The 21,734-nt window shown below is 41.0% G+C and carries 20 protein-coding genes and 1 riboswitch; of the genes, 17 read left to right on the forward strand and 3 right to left on the reverse strand.

The genetic code is table 11. The features are described from left to right. The first annotated feature begins 478 nt into the window (after positions 1–478). Complete coding sequence (locus PBAT_RS12400) at positions 479–3,100, forward strand: putative bifunctional diguanylate cyclase/phosphodiesterase (protein ID WP_068649961.1); 2,622 nt, start codon at positions 479–481, stop codon at positions 3,098–3,100. Positions 3,101–3,124: 24 nt separating this feature from the next. Further along, positions 3,125–4,459, forward strand: a complete 1,335-nt coding sequence (locus tag PBAT_RS12405; protein ID WP_068649964.1) for an ABC transporter substrate-binding protein — start codon at positions 3,125–3,127, stop codon at positions 4,457–4,459. Between the two features lie 57 nt (positions 4,460–4,516). Here the strand turns inward: PBAT_RS12405 and PBAT_RS12410 are convergent, their stop codons facing one another. After that, entirely contained in the window at positions 4,517–6,592 is a 2,076-nt protein-coding gene (locus PBAT_RS12410; protein ID WP_068649966.1) for an ATP-dependent helicase, read from the reverse strand. Positions 6,593–6,851: 259 nt separating this feature from the next. Here PBAT_RS12410 and PBAT_RS12415 point away from each other — a divergent pair, with 259 nt between their 5' ends. From PBAT_RS12415 to PBAT_RS12435, 5 genes are all read left to right on the forward strand, one after another. Continuing rightward, entirely contained in the window at positions 6,852–7,571 is a 720-nt protein-coding gene (locus tag PBAT_RS12415; protein WP_068649968.1) for a zinc ribbon domain-containing protein, read from the forward strand. Between the two features lie 80 nt (positions 7,572–7,651). Beyond that, complete coding sequence (locus PBAT_RS12420; protein WP_068649970.1) at positions 7,652–8,548, forward strand: TrmB family transcriptional regulator; 897 nt, start codon at positions 7,652–7,654, stop codon at positions 8,546–8,548. A 33-nt stretch (positions 8,549–8,581) separates the two neighbouring features. Further along, positions 8,582–8,869 carry a hypothetical protein gene (locus PBAT_RS12425; RefSeq protein ID WP_068649972.1) on the forward strand — a complete coding sequence of 96 codons (288 nt, stop codon included), beginning with the start codon at positions 8,582–8,584 and terminating at the stop codon, positions 8,867–8,869. 67 nt (positions 8,870–8,936) lie between these two features. Then, a riboswitch (purine riboswitch) is annotated at positions 8,937–9,036 on the forward strand. Positions 9,037–9,205: 169 nt separating this feature from the next. Then, positions 9,206–9,796 (forward strand): xanthine phosphoribosyltransferase, encoded by a 591-nt coding sequence (locus PBAT_RS12430; RefSeq protein WP_068649974.1) that lies wholly within the window; start codon positions 9,206–9,208, stop codon positions 9,794–9,796. Positions 9,797–9,850: 54 nt separating this feature from the next. Then, positions 9,851–11,182 (forward strand): nucleobase:cation symporter-2 family protein, encoded by a 1,332-nt coding sequence (locus tag PBAT_RS12435; RefSeq protein WP_068649976.1) that lies wholly within the window; start codon positions 9,851–9,853, stop codon positions 11,180–11,182. 151 nt (positions 11,183–11,333) lie between these two features. On the opposite strand, the gene PBAT_RS12440 is transcribed toward PBAT_RS12435, so the two are convergent. Together PBAT_RS12440 and PBAT_RS12445 are read right to left on the reverse strand one after the other, a co-directional pair. Next, positions 11,334–12,239 (reverse strand): diacylglycerol/lipid kinase family protein, encoded by a 906-nt coding sequence (locus PBAT_RS12440; RefSeq protein ID WP_068649977.1) that lies wholly within the window; start codon positions 12,237–12,239, stop codon positions 11,334–11,336. 76 nt (positions 12,240–12,315) lie between these two features. After that, positions 12,316–12,654, reverse strand: a complete 339-nt coding sequence (locus tag PBAT_RS12445; RefSeq protein ID WP_068649979.1) for a DUF4870 domain-containing protein — start codon at positions 12,652–12,654, stop codon at positions 12,316–12,318. A gap of 436 nt (positions 12,655–13,090) precedes the next feature. Here PBAT_RS12445 and PBAT_RS12450 point away from each other — a divergent pair, with 436 nt between their 5' ends. The 10 genes from PBAT_RS12450 (at position 13,091) to PBAT_RS12495 (ending at position 21,734) form a co-directional block, all read left to right on the forward strand. Continuing rightward, positions 13,091–13,279: a hypothetical protein gene (locus PBAT_RS12450; protein ID WP_068529070.1), complete on the forward strand. Its 189-nt coding sequence runs from the start codon at positions 13,091–13,093 to the stop codon at positions 13,277–13,279. Positions 13,280–13,721: 442 nt separating this feature from the next. Continuing rightward, positions 13,722–14,765, forward strand: coding sequence for a cytochrome c oxidase subunit II (gene coxB, locus PBAT_RS12455; protein ID WP_068649981.1), 1,044 nt, complete (start codon positions 13,722–13,724; stop codon positions 14,763–14,765). A 72-nt stretch (positions 14,766–14,837) separates the two neighbouring features. After that, entirely contained in the window at positions 14,838–16,691 is a 1,854-nt protein-coding gene (gene ctaD, locus PBAT_RS12460; protein ID WP_420848772.1) for a cytochrome c oxidase subunit I, read from the forward strand. After that, a complete protein-coding gene (locus tag PBAT_RS12465; protein WP_068649986.1) occupies positions 16,684–17,310 on the forward strand; it encodes a cytochrome (ubi)quinol oxidase subunit III in 627 nt (208 codons plus the stop codon). The genes ctaD and PBAT_RS12465 overlap by 8 nt, the downstream gene beginning before the upstream one ends. Before the next feature lie 3 nt (positions 17,311–17,313). Next, entirely contained in the window at positions 17,314–17,634 is a 321-nt protein-coding gene (locus PBAT_RS12470) for a cytochrome C oxidase subunit IV family protein (RefSeq protein ID WP_068596391.1), read from the forward strand. A gap of 101 nt (positions 17,635–17,735) precedes the next feature. Next, a complete protein-coding gene (ctaG, locus tag PBAT_RS12475; protein ID WP_068649988.1) occupies positions 17,736–18,647 on the forward strand; it encodes a cytochrome c oxidase assembly factor CtaG in 912 nt (303 codons plus the stop codon). Positions 18,648–18,959: 312 nt separating this feature from the next. Beyond that, a complete protein-coding gene (locus PBAT_RS12480) occupies positions 18,960–19,424 on the forward strand; it encodes a DUF420 domain-containing protein (RefSeq protein WP_068649990.1) in 465 nt (154 codons plus the stop codon). 227 nt (positions 19,425–19,651) lie between these two features. Continuing rightward, positions 19,652–20,374, forward strand: coding sequence for an ABC-2 transporter permease (locus PBAT_RS12485; protein ID WP_149466240.1), 723 nt, complete (start codon positions 19,652–19,654; stop codon positions 20,372–20,374). Between the two features lie 35 nt (positions 20,375–20,409). Then, the gene (locus PBAT_RS12490; RefSeq protein ID WP_068649994.1) at positions 20,410–20,814 is read left to right on the forward strand and encodes a GntR family transcriptional regulator; all 405 of its coding nucleotides are present in this window, start codon (positions 20,410–20,412) and stop codon (positions 20,812–20,814) included. Between the two features lie 5 nt (positions 20,815–20,819). Beyond that, positions 20,820–21,734, forward strand: coding sequence for an ATP-binding cassette domain-containing protein (locus PBAT_RS12495; RefSeq protein WP_068649996.1), 915 nt, complete (start codon positions 20,820–20,822; stop codon positions 21,732–21,734).

Below are 21,734 nucleotides of genomic sequence, written 5' to 3' on the forward strand. Positions count from 1 at the left end.
GGTGATCTCCTATACTTCGTAATATGGTGATGATTCTATTTTAACTGAAAAAGAGGGTTGGAAGCAAAAAATGGTTAGTGAGTGGTTAAGAATAATACTGAAGTAAGCTAAGACTGAAATAAGCAGCCTCCAAATATGGAAGGCTGTTTATTTGGATTGGAAAACCTTTAGTTGGATAAGCAACTTAAGAGTTTCTTGTTTTGTTTATAGTTGAGAGTATCAACTAAGTATGATGGAAGGGCGAAACTACGAACTGAAATACATTAAAAAATAATAGGGCCATTAGTTCTATTCACATGGAATTTTTTATAGTAAAATAAAATGTGATAATATGACAAATTAAGTATTAATATACAAGATAATGGACATGAAGCATCGATGCTAAATCAATAAGATGATAATAGAGTTGCAGATCTACATAGGACAAACTTGTCACTACCCAATTAAAGACACATGCATCTGAAGGAGTGAGTGCATATTGAGAAGATCCTTTGTTGATTCCCAGTTCCTTTGGAAGTGGCTCTTCTTCGCAGGCACTTTACTGCTTGCTTTTGGAAGCGCTTCGCGGCATCCGCAACTGATTTACGGCATCGAGTTTACCTTTACCAATATTCTTCTATTGATGTTGGTACGACTCTTCGGAATTCGAATTGTTCTACCGGTAGCCGTGCTGGTTTATGCTGCTGCCATATTCATCTATCATGAGCCTTCTTATATTGCTATATTTCTACTTGAAGTTTGCTGGATCGGGGTATGGCAGATTAGAAGACCAGGTTACCTATTGGGTCCAGATGCTCTATTCTGGTTATGTCTGGGTGCCCCAATTACGCTATTCGCTTGCTGGTTATCCGGATCTCTATCGTTAATTGAATGTATTCTTCTATATTCAATTACAGCATCCAATGGTCTATTTAATACCTTGATCGCCGAAATACTTGTTAATTATGTGCCGTTTGGCCGCTGGTTTGGTCCTATCAAGAATAACAAGCCTCTTATGATTACCTTTCGCCGGGTTTTGTTCCATTTGTCTATTACGCTTATCGCCCTTCCATTTCTTATGAATATGATCATTAACGGAAGGGATGCATTCGATGTATCCACTCGCACGACGCTTCAAACGGCTAGTAATACGGCGAATAGCATAAAGGGAGAACTGGATCAATGGAAACAGGAGAACGTGTTGGGCGTTCAGTTGGAGGGGCTAATCCAGATTGGATATTTACAGGAAATGATCAAACGCAATACAACACAGAAGCTGTTCGATATCACCATTATGAATCAACATCATAAAGTTCTGGCTACGAACAGTAAGGATGTAGTTCTTGCTCCTGAGCAGAATCAATCTGCTATTCCTACTGTGGATAACTTCTTGATTGAGGTACCTGCTCAATCCATAGTTCTACTTCCAACCCAACATTGGCGTAATGCTCGTTATGTTCATACCGTCTCTTTGGAACGAATTCCATTGATTATTTCGGTTAGCGTTCCTGTCAAAGCATATCAGGAACAGATCTTCCGGGAATATATTTATCAATTAATGTACATGCTCGGCAATGTCACGATCGCAGCCCTGCTTGCATGGGTTATTAACTGGTGGCTAGGCCGAAGCCTGATGCAGCTCGCCAGATCGACGACTAATCTGCCAGCGAGATTGAAGCAGATGGTCCCTCTGGAGTGGCCAAACAGTGGAATTCTGGAAATTGATTCACTCACTCATAATTTCAAGGATATGTCCCAGAATCTGCTTCATATGTTTCAAGATGCCTTGCGGATGAACCAACGTCTTCAATCTTCCGAGAAAAAGCTACATCAGTTAGCATATTATGATAGCTTGACCACGTTGCCAAATCGGTTGCAGTTCCATCAAGTATTAAGCGGCTTACTCTCAGAAGATGGTGGCCATAACGAACGAATCGCTGTCATGTTTATGGATCTGAACCGCTTTAAACAAATCAATGATACACTCGGACATGCAGTAGGAGATATTCTCCTGCAGAAAGTAGCAGAACGCTTTAAAATGATTGCAAATGAAAGTTGCAAAGTTTTCCGTTTGGGTGGTGATGAATTCGTGTTTGTCATGCGCTACGGGATAAATAATGCACCCGATGATTTCGCGAAACAGATCTGCAACTGTTTTGAAGCACCCTTTGAGCTGGATGATTCATCCGTCTACACAACGATCAGTATTGGTATCAGCTTATATCCTGAACATGGAACTTCTATGGGAGATATTCTAAAGAAGGCAGATATGGCGATGTATGTCGCCAAGGAACAAGGAGCGAGCAGTTATCATTTCTTTAGCCAAACGCTAGAAGACTCGCTCAATGAGAAGATGTACTTGGAGAATGGTCTGCGGAATGCGTTGCATGATGAAGAGTTCTTCCTAGTGTACCAACCACTAGTTAGTCCAGCATCGGGGAAAACGACCGGAATAGAGACATTAATTCGTTGGCGGCATCCGAAATCTGGAATTATTTCTCCTGATAAATTTATTCCGCTTGCTGAGACATCTGGCTTAATTGTAGACATTGACCTCTGGGTATTGCGAGAAGCGTGTAGGCAGGCAAAGGACTGGCAAGACCGAGGTTTTCCTAAGATCCCTATGTCTGTCAATCTGTCCGCCAAACAATTTTACCGGACGGGTCTGTTTGAGGATATTCGCACGATCCTAGAGGAAACAGGGCTGAACGCCCATTACCTTAACCTCGAAATCACGGAGAGTGTATTTATCAAGCATATGGATCCTGTCATTGATACATTGACTCAATTGCGAAACATGGGAATCCAAATCTCTATTGATGATTTCGGTACTGGCTATTCTTCACTAAGTCAATTACAGAGGCTACCGATTTCCGTAGTCAAACTTGACCGCACATTTATTCAAGACGTGGAGCAAAGCGAGATGAAATCATCCGTCGTCAAAGCAGTGATCGAGCTTGCCCATAGTATGGGTCTGAAAGTCGTGGCGGAAGGTATTGAGACTGAGCAAGAACGTAATTTTTTTACTCGCTTGGCATGTGATGAACTCCAGGGGTTCTATTTCAGTAAACCGTTAGAGGCAAGCCTTTTTGAACAATATTTAATTATCGAATACCGTTAGTAATTCAATGGAAGGAGCCCAATTATGAGAAGAACAATATTTGTCATATTTATATCGTTTGTTCTTTTCGCTGTAACATCGACAGGATGTAACTACCGCGAAGAAGTTCCTTCTGTGGAGCTTCCGGCTTTATCCTCTTCGGGTAACTTGTCTACAGATCCAGTGGAATTGGAAATATGGAGTTACTACAGTGGTTGGGAGCCAGCTATCAAATTTTTTGAGAAAAAGTACCCAAATGTATCCGTGAAAGTGAGAATATTCGAGTCTGATGCGTATGTATCTGCCTATCAACAAGCCATTATAGACGGTGTGACGCCTGACATTATGGTGAGTGACAGTGAGCAGTTCGGGCATTTTACAGCAATTAATGGATTGGAGGACCTATTGGATTATGGTGCCGACAAATACCGTGCGAACTTCAGTGAACACTTGTGGACAAGCAACCTTTCTTATAATGAAACAAAATTAATTGGTTTTCCAGTATCTACTTCGCCGATGATGACATATTATCGGGCGGATATTATGGAGCAGTATGGGTTCCCGACTGATCCCGAACAACTCGGAAAATTCATGGAACTACCTAAAAACTGGATGGAAATTGCGAAGGCCTTGAAGAAAGATGAAATATATATTACCCAATGGCCAACTGAGGTTGTTCAAATTTTCGATAGTACTCAAGGTTTATTTGATGCTCATTTTAATTTTTCACGTAATAATGACAACTTCCTTAATGCCATCAATATCGCAAAACAAGTCAATGATAATGCTTTCGCAGCCTCAATGGATGTATGGACACTTTCTGGGGCACAGGCAGTTAAAGATGGAAAGATTGCTATGTTGTACTTAGGGACTTGGGGGGCCGCACAAATTGAAGCATGGGCACCCGAATCAGCAGGCAAATGGAGAGAAACCCGTCTCCCCTTTAATCAATATGGTTGGGCGAATAGTACCAATCTAATGATGCCTTCGGCCTCCAGAAATAAAGAATGGGCATGGAAGTTTATTGAATTTATTGTAACGGAGTGGAGTGAACAGGTAGAGGGGGTTAGCGTACCTGCTTATATTCCAGCACGCAGTAATTCTAAGAAGTTAGCTAGAGAGAGCGATTTCTATGGTGGGCAGAAGCTGTATAGCTTACACGAAAGCTTGGTCCAAAAGATGAAAGAATTTAAATCAACTCCTATTGATGTGCAAGCGCGGAAAATCTGGAGAGATCAGATTAATATTGGCATCGAGCGTAACAAGGGTGCAGAAGTGATACTGAATCAAACGGAACATACCTTGTTCACAAATTTAAGTGAGGAAATTACCATTCTGAAAAATAATTATCCGGGGCTTCTGAAAGCAGTTGTTGATTAGTAGATTAAAAGCAGCTGATCCTCTAACAGAGGAACGAGCTGCTTTTTGGGTTATATATTATTTTATTCCAAATGCTTCTTTCAGGAACCGTGACGGTTCTGCAGTTTTGCCATGGTACTGAAGGGGTGAAGTAATATAGAGATGTTCCTTCGCCCGAGTTACAGCTACATACGCTAGACGTCGCTCTTCCTCAAGCGCTGCTTTAGCAAGGCTGGATTCAAGCTTCTGTGGATTGGTTACTTTCATTTCTTGAGTAACTTGATCCTTCAATGCGGTGCTGTGAGGGAGAATCCCTTCACTTGCTCCGATCCAATATACGTGTCGGAATTCCATTCCTTTGGCACGATGAATCGTTAATAGTTGTACAGCATCACCGGCATCTCCATCACGCATAGCTTCCATTTGCTGATGACGAAGTGTTAATTCATCTGCATGAGCTATGAATTGCTCAACTGTACCAAACTGTGCAGCTGCGCTCTCAAGTTCATCCAGACTATCAATCATGGTTTCTTTATATTGCGTATGAAGCAGGGGGTCCCCGGCTTCCAAATATTTATCATAAAAGAGTCTTCGCATTTCTTGAATGGCGTAGATAGGTTTCAATGTCGTAAGCTTCTTAATCAATCGAATTCTTTCTTTGACGGCGTCTTGCTGGAATGGTTTAAGACGATCCCAACGCGTTAGATGAATAAGAGGATACTTCTTTGGTTGTCTCTTCTCTTGTTCATCTAGATAGCTCATACCATCTTCACGTGGGATATAAAGAGGCCCGAGCGTACTTTGAAAGGCCTCTTTACAACGCGGATTCAAAGATAGTCTGAGGTGGTCCATGACCGTCTTAATTAAGGTCTGATCATAGAATACGGTGTTATTCCCATATTGGACAAAGGGAATTCCTCGAAGCAATAGCTGCTCTAACATGGCGCGGCTACTGCCGGCGGTACGATGAAGGATAGCGATGTCTGAGTATGAGACCTTCCCAAGTTGTACTTGTTCCTCTAAATGGCCTGCTACGAAAGCAGCCTCTTCCTCGGCATTGGCAGGAGAAGCATAGTGGGGCGGTAATCCAACAGATCCAGCGGCAACGAGTTGCTTCGGACGTCGGAACTCATTATGAGCAATAAGTGCGGTGCCTAAACCCAGAATACGACTATCACTTCGATAGTTGATCGGCAGGGCAATAATGGTGGCATCAGGGTATACTTTATCGAAATCCAGAATAGATTCTTGACGTGCACCATTAAATGAGTAAATGGTCTGGTCATCATCTCCTACAACCATTAGATTACGGTGTCCCGCGGATAACTTCTGTACCATATCGTATTGGACGGAATTTGTATCTTGGAATTCATCCACCATCATATAAGCGAATCGTGATTGGAGCTTTGTTAATTGCTGTGGGTCGTTTAATAACGCAGACGTATGTAACAGGATATCGTCGAAGTCCCATTGATTACGGCCCTGTTTCCATTCTTCATATGCGAGTAGAATATTCTTAATCTTCTTTTCTTCTTCTGTGTTATCTGGAAGATCAGACGGCCACTCGCCACTCATTTTCCAAGAAGATAACGCGGCTAGGAGCGTCTCTGGTTGATATGTTTCTCCTGCCTTTAGACGACGCAAAAGTATTTTCATTATCGTATGTCTGGTCGTAAAGTCGCTAAGAATTTGTTCGTGATGTCCAGACTGACGTAACAAGGCAAGCCCGAAGGAATGGAATGTTCGGGCTTGGACAGCTCGAACTGCACTAGCTTTAATACTAGGAATACGAGCAATTCGTTCTTTAATTTCAGATGCTGCTTTACTTGTAAAAGTCACTAATAGAATTTGGGAAGCAGGAACTCCCCGTACAGCAATTAAATAACCAGTGCGTGCGGCTAAGACAGTAGTCTTCCCACAACCAGCTCCTGCAAGTGTGAGTAAAGGGCCCTGACCGTGGCGCACAGCTTGAATCTGTGGACCGTTTAGATGAATGCCTTCTTTCTCGAGGGCACGGAAGTAGAACGAATCATCGATAGATGAGTGAACGAGTTCTTTGCTTGTCGTTGTTGGAGCAGACGCAGTCTGTGGTAATGGTGTGGATAAGGGCACACCGGCCGGATGTGATTGAAATCTAGTGGTTGGTTGTTGCAATTTCGGCCTTCCTTTCGATAACTGTGAGAGATTTCCCTTTTCACAATCCCTATATAAATTTGGTATGATAGAGTTAGCTATAATTCTCGTCAAGAAAAGAACCAATATTAATATTATAACGCTAATGGCAAGGGTGAAGACAGGCATTCCTTTTTCTGACAGTAATAAGCATAATCCCAGCTCTACATCATAGGGCTATTATAGGCAATAAACGATGAGAAAATGAATGTAATTTAACAGGTGAAGGAGAAATTTAATTATGGATATTATGAAACGTATCAAGAATAGCGCTAATCGCGCAACGGGTAAGGCTCAGAGCATAGTAGAAGTGAACAAAATAAAAGGTCAGATTATTGAGATTGAGGATAAGATGGATGTCCATTTCTTAAGCATGGGAAAAGTGTTCTATGAAGGCTATCAAGCTGAAGATATGAGAGTTGCGGAGACAGAGATGGTGAAGTTGTCGAGAGCTTGTGATAACCTGAGGGAAGAAATTGATGGCCTACGCGAACGTATTGCAGAGTTAAAGAATGAAAGATTATGTCAATGTGGTCATGTTGTGGCATTAGATGTTAACTTTTGCCCCCATTGTGGCACAAAATTGTCGGAAAATGAGTCGAAGCATCGGAAGGGAAATAGTACTTATACAGAGAAGAAATCAATACTACCTGAAGATCTGGAAATATTAGACCCTGGATACCCTGATCCTGTTGAACAAGAGGAACATGTGGAGAGTGTGGACAATGAGCCTCCGGATATTGAAAAAGAGCGCAGACAAGCTGAAGAGTTAGAGCGTGAGCGAGAGAGACAACTAGAGCTTGACCGCCGTATTCGTCATTGGAACAACGATAAGAATGACGAAATGGCTGTGGAGGACGAAGTAGTAGCAACAGAGGGAACATTCAATTGTCAGATCTGTGCAGTAGACTTACAATTAGGATCAAAGTGGTGCCCACGATGTGGTGCAGAACAGATTTAACTTTAGTTCAATCTATATCATAATCTAACAAATGGTTTCGTAAAATGGAACACGTTCATGCAGCATGGGAGGACAGGAGAATGGAACAGTTGTTACATCATCTTCGAAATCTAGGATTTACGGAGATGGAAGCCAAAGTGATGGTTGAATTGGCTGGAAGGGGTCCTTCATCTGGGTATGAGGTGGCCAAAAGATTGGGTGTTTCTCGCTCTAATGTGTATACTACATTACAACGTCTATCCCAACAGGGCTTTCTACATAGTAGTCAGGGGGAACCTGTTCGGTACAGTATGCTTAAGACAGAAGAATTAACGCATATGATCTCAGGTCAAATGCGGGAATCGCTGTCATTTGTTGAGAGTCAAATGCCAAGGGATGTAATGGACCAGCCTCCTTTTTATTCTGTTGAAGGAGATGAGAAGATACTAGAGGCACTGACTCATGAATTAGAGCGTGCAGAGCGCGAAATTGTCATTGATGTATGTCATGAAGAAGCAACCCTTTTACGCAATGAATTAGAACGTGCTGAGAGCAGGGGTGTGAAGTTACTTTGGTCTACGGATGGTGGAGAAACTTCTTTAAGTCGCCATATGTTATGGCCGGGTTGGGATTCATCCTATAAGGAGCCATCAGAGAGCACGGGACGCAAATTCTCATTCGTTATTGATCGTACTTGGTGTATGCTTGGCACGCGTGGAGAGAACTGTTCTTCTGTGGCTATGGTAACCCTTCATCCGGTCATGACGGAGTTACTGCTTAGCCATTTCACACAGGAGATGGTCTTATATGAAATGGAGAGTGACATGGGTAACGAACTAACAGATCGTTACGGCTCACATTATGAACAAATTTATAACAAGTATGTCGGGACGGATTCAATCACGGCGAATAGCGACAATGACAAAGGTAATAATGACAATGACGATAATAGTGATAATGTAGTATTAGAACCTGAAGAAGCTGAGGACATTGATTAAAAAAATGACAACAAGGTCAAGGAGGAATATCACATGAAGGAATGTCTCGTTCATTTTCAAGTGAAACATAAAGAGGAATTAAAGCATCTACGGGGGTTAATCTTTCTTAATGAGAATCAACAACCGGGTAATGAACAACTAATTGAGATGTTTAAGGATATGGCTTATATAGTCGTACTTTCTGATCCCAATTCATTAGTGTTTAAGCCCGTTGACCCTTCAGCTGATTACGAGTCGATTAGAATTACTGAATTGGATATGGGTGAAGAAAAGTACACAGAAGATAGAGACCTCAAAACCATTCTCAGCAATTTCTTATAGAATTATTTAAATGAAGCAGTAAGCATTTTCCTCTTTATTTTGTACGGTGTTATGCGTTATACTTTCCAAGTTACATTTATATGATTCTCGTATAGGTGCAGGGATAGGCCTGCATGTCTCTACCCGATCACCGAAATGATTGGACTACGGGTTAATAATATATTGTCTGCTCCATCATTGTGATCAGTTTATTTGACTGTGAAGCACGGATTGGTGTGGTATATTTGTTAATCTAAGGCCCTTGATTCTCTGCTGAAAGCTAGCAGTGGCGAAGGGGCTTTTATTTTTTTGTGTGTTGATATGAATATATAAAATTAATTTAAGGGGGATATTAGGATGCAATTATTGAGAAACAAAGTCATAGCCGAAGGCATCGTCTTGAGTAATAAGGTATTAAAAGTGGATTCATTCTTGAATCACCAGATGGATCCGGTATTGATGAAAGAAGTGGGCAAGGAGTTCACACGCCGATTTAAAGATGAGGCCATTACTAGGGTTCTAACGATTGAGTCTTCTGGTATAGCGCCAGGGATTATGACGGCACTTGAGCTAGATGTACCGCTAATTTTTGCACGTAAACAGAAATCACTTACGCTCAAACACGACATTTATGTAGAGAAGGTATTCTCCTTTACGAAGCAAGAGACCAATGAAATTACAGTAGCTAAGAAATTCATAGATCCTAATGATCGTGTATTAATTATTGATGATTTCTTAGCGAATGGTGAAGCAGCATTTGGACTAGCCCGGATCGTTGAGCAGGCAGGTGCAAAGGTCGTAGGAATCGGTATCGTTATAGAGAAATCATTCCAGCCTGGACGTCAGCTTCTATTAGATGCAGGATATCGTGTTGAATCACTTGTACGTGTTGCGGCACTAGAGAATGAGACCGTGACTTTTGTGGAAGAAGATTCTAGCGAAGCTTAAACATATAGCAATCACATATTTGATTTATTATTGTCTAGGGGGAAGTACAGTCAGATGCAACAGCATGAACAAGGGCACGATCCTATTTTTCAGAAGAATAGAAATCCACTTCAAACATTCTCACTAGGTCTTCAGCATGTGTTGGCCATGTATGCAGGTGCAGTCATTGTTCCTCTTATTGTGGCAGGGCAACTGGGACTTTCATCAGAACAATTAACCTATCTCATTTGCATTGATTTGCTTGCCTGTGGTGTGGCGACATTGTTGCAAGTATGGGGGAATAAATACTTCGGTATTGGACTTCCTGTGATGTTAGGCTGTGCTTTTCAAGCAGTATCCCCTATGATTGCTATCGGACTTGAGTATGGGGTCTCTGCTATCTATGGTGCGATTATTGCTTCAGGTATATTTATTCTCTTATTCTCAGGTTTATTCGGGAAGTTAATAGCTATATTCCCACCTGTTGTAACAGGTTCTGTTGTGACCATTATTGGCGTGACGCTTATTCCAGTAGCTTTAACGGATCTCGGTGGTGGGGATGTTTCAGCGGCTAACTTCGGAAGTCCCCTGAATCTGTCTCTTGGATTTGGTGTGCTGTTGTTTATTATTCTAATGAACCGTTTCACGAAGGGATTTATTCGATCTATATCTGTTCTAATTGGTTTAGTCGTAGGTACGTTAGCGGCAGCGATGTTCGGTCATGTTGATATGACACCGCTTAGAGAAGCAAGCTGGTTCCATGGTATACAGCCATTTTACTTCGGTAAACCCACCTTTCATCCATCGGCCATATTGACGATGATGCTAGTATCTATCGTGAGTATTGCAGAATCTACAGGTGTCTTTATGGCACTGGGTAAAATTGTTGATAAAGATCTGACTTCTAAGGATCTGACTCGTGGTTATCGTGCTGAGGGTTTAGCCATTATACTTGGGGGATTGTTTAATTCATTCCCGTATACGACGTATTCTCAAAATGTAGGGCTCGTACAAATGAGTCGTGTCAAGACACGTGACGTCATCGTTGTAGCGGGTGGAATTCTGATCGTTATTGGGTTTGTCCCTAAGATCGCTGCACTGACACAATTAGTTCCTCCGTCTGTATTGGGTGGTGCTATGGTTGCTTTATTCGGACTCGTTGTATCGTCAGGTATTCGTATGCTAGGCGATCAAGTCGACCTGAATAGATATGAGAATTTATTCATCATTGCATGTTCTGTCGGTATGGGACTAGGTGTTACAGTAGTGCCAGACCTATTTGCTCAATTACCAAGCTGGGCTCGTATTCTTGTGGACAATGGTATCGTTGCAGGTAGTGTAACAGCCATTGCGATGAATCTTATTTTTAACGGATTAAAAGGTGCTGAAGCAGGTAAATCCGCATAATTAAATGAATAGGGGCTTATCCTAGAAGATCTAACTATAGACCTTCTGAGATAATCCTCTTTTTGTAATGAAAAATAGGACCATTCCTGAAGAAGCGATCTTCTCCTTGGATGGTCCATTTAAATATGTATGATATGAATTCAATCGGGTTTCACTTCGGTTGTGGGAGCATCAACTGTAAGGCCCTAGGGCATAGAATAGAATCGTAAGAAAGATGAGCTATATTCTCACCGTCACCAAGGGCTAACCTTGGCAGCTCGTTATCGATGGAAATTACCCGACCGCGCAACATGGTGACAAATGGAAGGGATACATGCTTTCCCGTAAGTACTCTAGGGAATAGACATAATAGTTGTAAACGCGTGCAACCGTGAACGACACAGATGTCTAATTGACCATCATTGGGTAAGGCTTGTGGTGCTATCTTGAACCCGCCACCATAGGAGGGGACATTCGAGATTGCCGTCATCCATGTGAATTCATAAGTGGTGGTATCATTGTCGCAGGTAACACTGACTCTTCCTGGTCTAAACGTAAGCAAGGTATGTAGAATTCCAATAATATAAGCGACTCTGCCAGCTCTAAATGTATTACACCATTTCTTATAGGAGCTACGGTTAACGTTCTCAGCAACCTGAGCATCGAAGCCAATGGCAAGTGCTGTTAGTGTCAGCGTTCCCGAAGTTGATATGAGATCTATTGCCTGTGATTGACCTGTAAGTAAAACATCAAGTGCACCAACTGTGTCGAAGGGAATACCGAAGCTGCGAGCTGTATCATTACCAGAACCTGCTGGAATAACGGCTAATGGGATACCAGTTTCTTTTAGGATTGGCAAAATACTATGGATCGTGCCATCACCACCAATAATTGCTACGGCTTGCCAAGGTTGCGGTTGCTGCAGCATTTCTGTAAGTAAGCAGGAGGCTTGATCGGAACTTTCTGTGAATATATAGTGATATTGAATCTGACGTGACTGAAGAATGGAACGTACTTTAAGCCAAGTGCGGAACCCGTTTCCATTGCCAGACTTTTTATTTATTACGAATAGATACATCTCTTCTCCTCCAAGTAATGGATATATCTATTCTAAAAAGAAAAGCCCTAAAAGAAAACTGTAAAATATGGTAATTCTAAAAGTGTCGTAACTGACTTTCAGCAATGTCACCTATCAAGGGGATTTTAAACCATCGTCCTTGAAAAGCATTTACCACTAATATCACCCACATGACTAGAGTAAGGATAGATAACAATGATGCGATAAGTGGGCCAATCACCGGGATGAAACCTACGATGACATGTACGACCATCATCCCACAAAAGAATATAACGGACTGCAACGCATGAAACATAACAAATTGACTACGGCGTTCTACAACTAAGAAGACAATGCCTCCAACAAAAGAAAATAAGTAACATAACGCAGCAGCAATATGCTCAGGTAAACCAGAAGAAGATTTGAATGGGGACATGAGTAGACCACGCTCCTTATTAGCTAAACCAAGTATCCTTATTACCCTATGTATAAGCTAGACATGTTATGAAGATGTTATTTCTAAAGAAGTTAATAATAATTAGTCAGCAGATGCCAGAGGTGAAATAACATCATGCAGCATATCATGTTTAATAAGAAAAATATTGAGGGTGATATAATAGTTATAGCAATCCACAAAGCTCAAAAAAGAATAAAGGAATCATTTTACCCAAGATATTGGGAAGTATGATATAATGTGGATGAGTGATTCAGCTACACTGGTTCTGGGTAAGTATATTGTTAGATGCCTGGCGGTGATCGAAGAGCTTTCTATCCACCTCATAATGCATGTTACTTCACGATGTTTTAAGGAAGATCTTTTCGGCATTCTCTAAACCCTAGCTTTTCATTCAGCGTTTTGGGAGGGAACAATTATGGCAACGAAAGGTCATAACGAAGTCAAGGAAAGTCTGCGGGAAATGACAAGAATTTTCCGGCCTAAGGATCCTAAGAAATTTGTCAAGGATTACGTCCGGAAATATCATATTATGGGAGGATATGAAGAGGAATTGACCTCTGTGGTTGAACATGAATTGGGACGTATGAATTCATCCGTTTCATAATACAATGAATTGAACATAATGGAAGACCTCTATAGACTGTTTTCTGCGGTTATGAACCGTGGAATACGGTTTTTTTGTGTCTAAATTGATTGGATATTACTAGGGAATTCGTTCAATCTAATATATTTAAAAGTCACAATTTAGCCAAATATACAAAGAATAGGTTCTGAGTAGGGTGCATTTACTAGAGACACTTCTTAATGTTTAAGCTATCTTTGATGTTTGAAATCGATTACAAATGCCTGTGGAATGCAGTTTTTTTGATATTTGAACATTTTGTGAACTAAGCGCCAATGATTGACAAAGTACTACCTTAAACTTATATTAAAATAGGTGATTATTTTAATTGACAGGTTCATTTTTTGAGCAAAATGAAGGCTTTTTTAAGTGATAATGTTTTGAAAAATATGTAAAAATGCAACAGAAGTGGGGTAGATAATTAATGAGACGGTGGCAGGTTATGAAACGACTTCTTCCAATGCTAGCAATTTTTTCTTTGTTCTTGGCAGGATGTGGCCGCGAAGATTTGTCGGTATTAAGACCGCAAGGGCCTGTGGCACAAGGTCAGTACGATTTAATTAAGCTTTCAATCTCGATTATGTTAGTTGTGTTAGTGATTGTATTTGCAATTTCAGCGTATGTAATCATTAAATTCAGAAGAAGACCTGAACATACGGAGATGCCAGAACAGGTTGAAGGTAATTTCAAGTTAGAAGTTATTTGGACGGTTATTCCATTGATATTGGTTCTTGTTCTTGCAGTACCTACAGTAAAAGAGGTATTTGCATTTGGAGAAGATCATGCGAATGATAAGAATGCTATCCAAGTAAAGGTTAATGCACATCAATATTGGTGGGAATTTGAATATCCTCAGTTTGGGATTACTACAGCTCAGGATTTGATCATTCCAACAAATAAGAAAATTGCATTTGAATTAAAGACTTCAGATGTCATTCACTCTTTCTGGGTACCATCACTATCCGGGAAATTGGATACAAATCCAGATGGGACGCTTAACCGTTTCAGCTTCAGTGCTCCAAAAGAAGGGGTATATCGTGGTAAATGTGCAGAATTATGTGGACCTTCCCACGGATTCATGGAGTTCAAAGTGAAGTCCGTAAGTCCGGAATCATTTGAGACTTGGAAAGCAGCTATGAAGGCGCCGATGGTGGCTATTGAAGATAAGGCACTTGCTGAAACATTCAAGAACCAATGTCTAACTTGTCATGCAGTAGGTGATCAAGGAACCGCTGTTGGACCGAATCTTACTGGAGTTGGTTCACGAGAGTCGGTTGCAAGTATCTTGCTGAATTCTGAGACCAATGATGAAGGCAATCCTGTTCTAGAGAACATGAAAGAATGGCTTCATGATCCACAATTAGTAAAACCAGGTAATAAAATGCCTTCACCTAAAGATTTAGGACTTACCGATGCTGAAATTGATGGCATTGCAGAATACTTAGCCAATTACAAATTAGAATACTAATAACAGCAAGGACTCTAAAGGGGGTACACAACCTTGGCTCACGCTCATAGTGTTAAGCGTTACAAGGGCTTAATGGATTGGTTAACGACTGTCGACCACAAAAAAATCGCTATTCTTTATTTGTTGAGCGGGGGATTATTTTTTGCAATCGGCGGATTCGAAGCCATCTTAATTCGTCTTCAATTGATCAAACCAATGAATGACATGTTAGAAGCACAAACTTTTAATGAATTAATTACGATGCACGGTACAACGATGATTTTCCTAGGCGTTATGCCTATTGTGTTCGCTCTAATGAATGCTATCATTCCTCTTCAAATTGGTGCACGTGATGTCGCATTTCCATTTCTGAATTCTTTAGGTTTCTGGACATTCTTGTTCGGAGGAATCTTATTGAATCTTAGTTGGGTTATGGGTGGCGCGCCTGATGCCGGTTGGACATCGTACACGCCGTTATCTAGTACAATGTATAGTCCCTCGCATGGAGTGGATTTCTATACCGTAGGTTTACAGATTGCGGGACTGGGTACATTAATTGGGGGTCTTAACTTCCTAGCAACGATCATAACAATGAGAGCACCAGGCATGTCCTATATGCGTATGCCAATGTTTACATGGGCTTCATTCGTTACTTCAGCTATGATTTTGTTCGCTTTCCCAGCGATCACGGTTGGTCTAGTACTATTAACATTTGACCGAGTACTAGGTGCAAATTTCTTTAACGTTGATGGTGGAGGTAATCCGGTACTATGGCAACATATATTCTGGATATTTGGGCACCCAGAAGTATACATACTTATCTTACCAGCGTTCGGTATTATCTCAGAAGTTATTCCTACATTCGCACGTAAGCGGTTATTCGGATATAGTTCCATGGTATTCGCAACGATTTTGATCGCATTCTTAGGCTTCATGGTATGGGCGCATCATATGTTTACAACAGGGCTTGGACCTGTCGCGAACGCCTTGTTCTCTATATCTACGATGCTAATTGCGGTTCCGACGGGTATTAAAATCTTCAACTGGCTGTTCACGATGTGGGGCGGTCAAGTGAAATTTAATACAGCTAACCTTTTTGCAGTTGGTTTTATCCCAACATTTACGATGGGTGGGGTAACAGGTGTTATGTTGGCATCTGCTCCTGCAGACTTTCAGTTCCATGATACGTATTTCGTTGTAGCCCATTTCCACTATGTTATCGTGGGTGGTATGGTGTTCGGATTACTATCAGGACTTCATTATTGGTGGCCGAAAATGTTCGGACGTGTGCTTAATGAAACGCTTGGCAAATGGACCTTCTGGACCTTTGCGATCGGGTTCCATATGACATTCTTCGTACAACATTTCCTTGGACTTATGGGAATGCAACGTCGTGTGTTCACATACTTACCGAATCAAGGATTTGACACGATGAATCTCGTCAGTACCGTAGGTGCTTTCTTGATGGGCGTGGGTATCATTTTCTTCACGATTAATATTATTAAATCATTTATGCAGCCGAAAGGTTGTGCTAATGATCCTTGGGAAGATGGACGCACATTAGAATGGACGATTCCTTCTCCTCCGCCGGAATACAATTTCAAACAAATACCACTTGTACGTGGTCTTGATGCTTATTGGAAAGAAAAAGCGGCTGGAAACACAGAAATGACTCCTGCAGAGCCAATAGGACCAATTCATATGCCTTCACCTACTATTATTCCTTTTGTAATGTCTGTTGGTATTTTTATCGCAGGTCTTGGATTAATGTTCAGTGGAGAAGAGTTCTCTAGTTCATTTATGAGTTTTATATTTAATAACTGGATTGTGTGTGGATTAGGGCTTCTCATCACGTTCGGATCAATGTTGATGCGTTCTCTCTTTGATGATCATGGTTGGCACATTGAACCAGAGGAATTTGAAGAGGAGGGGTATAAACATGGCTAATGTACACACAGAACATGGAAATGGCCAATTGCCTCAATATCCTGAGAAGGCAACACTTGAAGGTCGTAACAAAATTCTTGCCTTCTGGTTATTTCTTGGTGGCGAAGCCGTACTCTTTGGTACTCTCTTCGCTACATTCCTTACACTTCGCAATCAGACGAATGAAGGGCCTACGGCAGCTGAACTTTTCAGTCTACCGTTAACGGCAGCTGCGACGTTTATCTTGCTAGTAAGTAGTTTGACCAGTGTATTTGCAATTCAGGCGTTGCATCGTCACAAGGTGAAAGAACTGATAACCTGGTTGATTGTTACAGTGCTTCTGGGTATTGGATTTCTAGCTCTTGAAATTTACGAATTCTATGAGTACATGCATTTAGAAAATTTCGGTATGACTACCAGCGCATTTAGTTCAGCGTTCTACACATTGGTCGGCTTTCACGGTGCTCACGTAGCTTTCGGTGTATTGTGGATCGGTGTTCTGATTGGACAGTTGTATAAAAAAGGATTAACAGTCGTGACGGCACCGAAGATTTACGTGTCCGCTATGTACTGGCACTTTATCGACGTAGTATGGGTATTTATCTTTACGGTCGTTTATTTGCTTGGAAAGGTGGGTTAAGTCATGACTGTAGATGAACAGAATAAGCACCAACTGGTTAATCAACGGCACCGTCATGAGGGCCCTCAGAAACATATTGTAGCGTTTATCTTCTCCATTGTGTTGACACTAATCGCTTTTGCAGCGGTAGGTGCAGGGGGAGTGAATCCAGCCTTTACCATTATCATATTGTTGGTAATGGCCGTCTTACAGGTGTTTGTACAGATGGGATACTGGATGCACTTGAAGGATAAAGGCCATATGATTCCGATCATATTCATGTTAGGTGGATTCTTTGTAGCAGGTACGGCTATTATTACTGCATTGTCTTGGATGTGGTGGTAAGATGAGAAGAGGTGGCTCATGCCACCTCTTCTTTTTGAATGGTTTATTGTCAATTGTGCGTATTTTGACATAAGAAACCGGTTAAGATAGGAGGTTATTAGATGCTAGGATTAGAATACTTTAGTGTTGCGGACTTATGGAGTCCATTATTTCTGGTATTCATGTTGCTTTTGGCTGTTGGGTATTTGCTTCTTGTAGGTCCACTTAGTGATAAGTTACAAGGTGCCAAGCCGGTATCATGGATGAAGAAAAGTATGTTTATCTCAGGTATGTTTATGCTCTATCTAGCTCAGGGTGGGCCTGTAAGTCTATTAGGCCACTTGATGTTCTCATTCCATATGTTAACAATGGCACTTTCGTATTTAGTGGCCCCTCCGTTAATTATGATGGGAATACCCGATTGGTTATGGCGAGCATTCTTGAAGGTGAATCCATTACGTAGTCTGAAATTTTTGGCCAAGCCGGTTGTTGCAGCTCTTTTATTCAATGGATTATTCTCTCTCTATCACATTCCAGCGATTCACGATTATGTCATGTTACATTTTAATGTGCATCGGTTGTATTACCTTGTATTATTCGTAACAGCTATGCTCATGTGGTGGACACTTCTTAACCCATTACCTGAGAGTCAAAAAGGGTCCAGCCTTGGCAAAATGGGATATATCTTTTTAAATATGGTATTATTGACTCCAGCATGTGGATTAATTATTTTTGCATCCCAGCCGATGTATGCTACATACAGTGATCCGAATACTTGGGCAAACGCGATGGGGTATTGCATTAGCGGAGATCCTATAGCGATGCTAGAGAAGTTCGGAGGTCCTACGTTCTTTAATATCATGTCTCCACTTGTTGATCAACAGGTTGGTGGTATTCTGATGAAGTTCATACAGGAAATTATTTTCGCTTCGATATTGGGTTACGTATTCTTTCACTGGTATAAGAAAGAGAATCGCGAAGACGATGATGTGATTCCGAATAGACAGAAGGATAGTACATTGAATCATCTGTAGGAAAGTGAGTGTTTGTAAGGTTAGATTGTGGGCTCTAAAATTCAGTATATTCAAAAAGTAACGTATTATATTAAAAGTAGCGAAGGTGACGGAATTGTCCTGAAGAAGCGTAAGCGTTCGCCTTTGCCCTCTGATTTCAACAGCTATAGAGGTGTACAATCAAGAAATCGGAGGGCAACAGCGATCGGAAGGACAATCCGTTATCGCAGCGGGCATGCTACACTAATGTTTTTTATAGGCTCGTGTTAAGCTAGTTTTTTACGAAGTATTTTCAAGAAGCGTTGCTACAAAAAAACTTTTAGGAGGATACACATGGATTTATATTTCTTGCTGCCAACGATAAGTACTACGTTCATAGTCATAAGTGCAGTATTAGTCGCCATTGGTTGGATTCTTATTATTAAGGGTAAGAAAGAAGCGCATAAGAAGGTCATGATTGCTGGAGCTATTGCAGCGTTAATCTTCTTCGTAATTTACTCATCACGCACGATATTCGTGGGTAATACAAATTGGGGCGGACCTGAAGACCTTGAGATTTATTATCGCGTATTCTTGATATTCCATATTACCCTTGCAACGGTTGCAGCGGTATTTGGACTTACGACACTCACACTCGGATTTAAATCCAAATTTGCGAAACACCGTAAATGGGGTAGGGTTACTTCGATTATGTGGTTCTTTACGGCGATTACGGGTGTAGCTGTATACTCACTTCTTTATCTTCTGTATCCAGGTGGCCATACAAAACCAATGTGGCAAGCTATTTTCGGTATATAGGAAGTCTCTCTGTTATAAGAGATATTATTATTCTAGGATAAGATCCGTCAGTATAACTGAGGGGTCTTTTTTTATGGAAAAAATATCAAATAATATCTTGACGTAAGAATGAGCACACATTATACTGTGTATAAAGATATATACAGTAAGCACACCGAGCACACCTACATAACAGTGTCAGACCACAATGATGGAGAATAATAATCTTTAAGAGCGAGGCGATGAGCGTGAACACTGTAATAAGAGATGCTTGGGTGATTTTTAAAAAGGATATAAAAATTGACAAGATGCTGTTGATCCTTTCAATCCTATTTATGGGTTATATCGGGATTACGATAAGTATGTTTATCGGGGGAGAGTATCAGAATGACAAACAATTTATTCCAATGGCAGACATCATGATGCTAATCATGACTCCAATGTTAGGGTTTTATTACTCAAAGAAATCTTTTAAATATATGACGGATGATTCATACACACAAATGTTGGTCTATCTACGAACATTGCCAATCTCGCCAAAAGTCATTATGTGCTATAGATATATTCAGATGGTAATCGCATTTACGATGAATAGCGTGATCGTCTTTAGTATCATATATGGCGTTAGCTATCAATTGAGATCGGAGATATCTATAGGAAATTACCTATGCTTCGCACTCACATGGATTGGATATGCGTTGGTAGTCACAGGGATTTATATTCATCTCGAATTCACCAATAGTGGAAGGAAATACTTCTGGTTAACCTTAGTGTTGATAGTGATTACGATTATTGTCGGCATCACTAACTGGTTACTAGGTGGAAATCTGCTGTTATATACAATGGAAATGAGCAAAGAGTGGGGATTACTATCGCCAGTCATGTGGGGTGCTTTAGTAGGTGGAATAATTAGCCTGACACTAATGGGTAAATTAACTTTTCGCAGATTACAATACAGAGATCTTCTGTAATTAGACGTATACGATTTCGAAATGAGGTGTGAAAGGTGTGGATTCCAATTCAAATAGACGAGAACAGTGCGGAGCCTTTATATTATCAGATAGAAACGCAACTAAGATCGCTTATCATAAATGGTCAGATCGAGGAGAATACACTTTTACCATCGATTAGGGAATTTGCTAGTGGGTTGAATTGCAGTGTTATTACGGTTCGAAGAGTATATCAGGATTTAGAGGGTGAAGGGTTACTCCGAACGAAACAAGGAACAGGAACTTTTGTTGCAAAGGTTGGAGACTCCAAAAGGGAAACATTCAAGCGAGAGTCTGTTGAGGATGCTTTGGGCAAAGCAGTTGACGCGGGGATATCCGTTCAGTGCAGTGAAGATGAGATAAAAAGATTGTTTCTAGATATAGTAACGCGTAAATATCATCCCGAGGTCGGAAAGGAGTAATCGTTATGGAGCAAATAGTCGTTCAAATGGTAGGTGTGAAGAAGAAGCGAAGAAATAAAATGATAGGTCCCCTTAATCTGTCTATTCCACAAGGATATGTCGTTGTCATCGTAGGAGAGAATGGGTCAGGAAAAAGCACAATGATCAATATGTTGATGCAGACGGTGATACCTGATGAAGGGGACATTACATGGTTCGGTCAGTCCTATCCTAATGGGATTCCGCCAGAGATTAAGCAACAAATTGGTTATGTATCAGAGAAGTCTAATATCGAAGAGGACCTTATGACGGCTGAGGAAGTCGCAAAATTCCGATCATATTGGTATAAAGATTGGGACGATATGCTGTTACAGAAATTGTTCAAGACGTTTAATATTCCTGTTAACACAAGGTTGAACAAAATGTCCAAGGGCGAGCGAAGAAAAGTTGAAATTTCCGTCGCTTTGGCATCCCATCCTAAGTTGTTACTGTTAGATGAACCTTCTTCTGGGCTTGATCCTTTTGCCTGGAAGAGAATGATTAATGAGCTTCAAGAATATATGGCACAGGGAGAATCGACGATTCTATTGTCTACCCATATTGTAGATGAGATTAGGAGACTTGCAGATTTCATCATCCTTGTTCATCAGGGTCGAATTCTCGGGATGGTTGAGAAAGATAGTCTTCTGGATAATTGGAAGGAAGTATGGATGAAAGGTGATATTAGCATGGTAGAAGATTTACCAGGCATTATATCTGCACATCAGGAGTCCATAGGGATGTTGCGCTTAATTACAACAGAGTGTAAGGAACTCGAGAATCTCTTGCAACAATCAGGAATACAAGTTATGAAGACACGTGGATTAGAGCTTGATGAAATATTGAGTCTATGGATTCAAAGAGATGAGGCTGTCATTGTGCAGTCTGAGAGGGGAGAATAA

This window comes from Paenibacillus antarcticus (genome assembly GCF_001637225.1).
In the GTDB taxonomy this organism is placed as follows: Bacteria; Bacillota; Bacilli; order Paenibacillales; family Paenibacillaceae; genus Paenibacillus_AQ; species Paenibacillus_AQ antarcticus.

Excerpts from the sequence above, each read along its gene's own strand:
- PBAT_RS12450 (WP_068529070.1), top strand. The coding sequence starts at position 13,091 with ATGGCAACGAAAGGTCATAACGAAGTCAAGGAAAGTCTGCGGGAAATG.
- PBAT_RS12480 (WP_068649990.1), top strand. The coding sequence starts at position 18,960 with ATGGATTTATATTTCTTGCTGCCAACGATAAGTACTACGTTCATAGTC.
- PBAT_RS12425 (WP_068649972.1), top strand. The coding sequence starts at position 8,582 with ATGAAGGAATGTCTCGTTCATTTTCAAGTGAAACATAAAGAGGAATTA.
- PBAT_RS12435 (WP_068649976.1), top strand. The coding sequence starts at position 9,851 with ATGCAACAGCATGAACAAGGGCACGATCCTATTTTTCAGAAGAATAGA.
- PBAT_RS12445 (WP_068649979.1), bottom strand. The coding sequence starts at position 12,654 with ATGTCCCCATTCAAATCTTCTTCTGGTTTACCTGAGCATATTGCTGCT.
- coxB (WP_068649981.1), top strand. The coding sequence starts at position 13,722 with ATGAGACGGTGGCAGGTTATGAAACGACTTCTTCCAATGCTAGCAATT.
- PBAT_RS12415 (WP_068649968.1), top strand. The coding sequence starts at position 6,852 with ATGGATATTATGAAACGTATCAAGAATAGCGCTAATCGCGCAACGGGT.
- PBAT_RS12495 (WP_068649996.1), top strand. The coding sequence starts at position 20,820 with ATGGAGCAAATAGTCGTTCAAATGGTAGGTGTGAAGAAGAAGCGAAGA.
- PBAT_RS12440 (WP_068649977.1), bottom strand. The coding sequence starts at position 12,239 with ATGTATCTATTCGTAATAAATAAAAAGTCTGGCAATGGAAACGGGTTC.
- PBAT_RS12430 (WP_068649974.1), top strand. The coding sequence starts at position 9,206 with ATGCAATTATTGAGAAACAAAGTCATAGCCGAAGGCATCGTCTTGAGT.
- PBAT_RS12465 (WP_068649986.1), top strand. The coding sequence starts at position 16,684 with ATGGCTAATGTACACACAGAACATGGAAATGGCCAATTGCCTCAATAT.
- ctaD (WP_420848772.1), top strand. The coding sequence starts at position 14,838 with ATGGATTGGTTAACGACTGTCGACCACAAAAAAATCGCTATTCTTTAT.
- ctaG (WP_068649988.1), top strand. The coding sequence starts at position 17,736 with ATGCTAGGATTAGAATACTTTAGTGTTGCGGACTTATGGAGTCCATTA.
- PBAT_RS12470 (WP_068596391.1), top strand. The coding sequence starts at position 17,314 with ATGACTGTAGATGAACAGAATAAGCACCAACTGGTTAATCAACGGCAC.
- PBAT_RS12405 (WP_068649964.1), top strand. The coding sequence starts at position 3,125 with ATGAGAAGAACAATATTTGTCATATTTATATCGTTTGTTCTTTTCGCT.
- PBAT_RS12420 (WP_068649970.1), top strand. The coding sequence starts at position 7,652 with ATGGAACAGTTGTTACATCATCTTCGAAATCTAGGATTTACGGAGATG.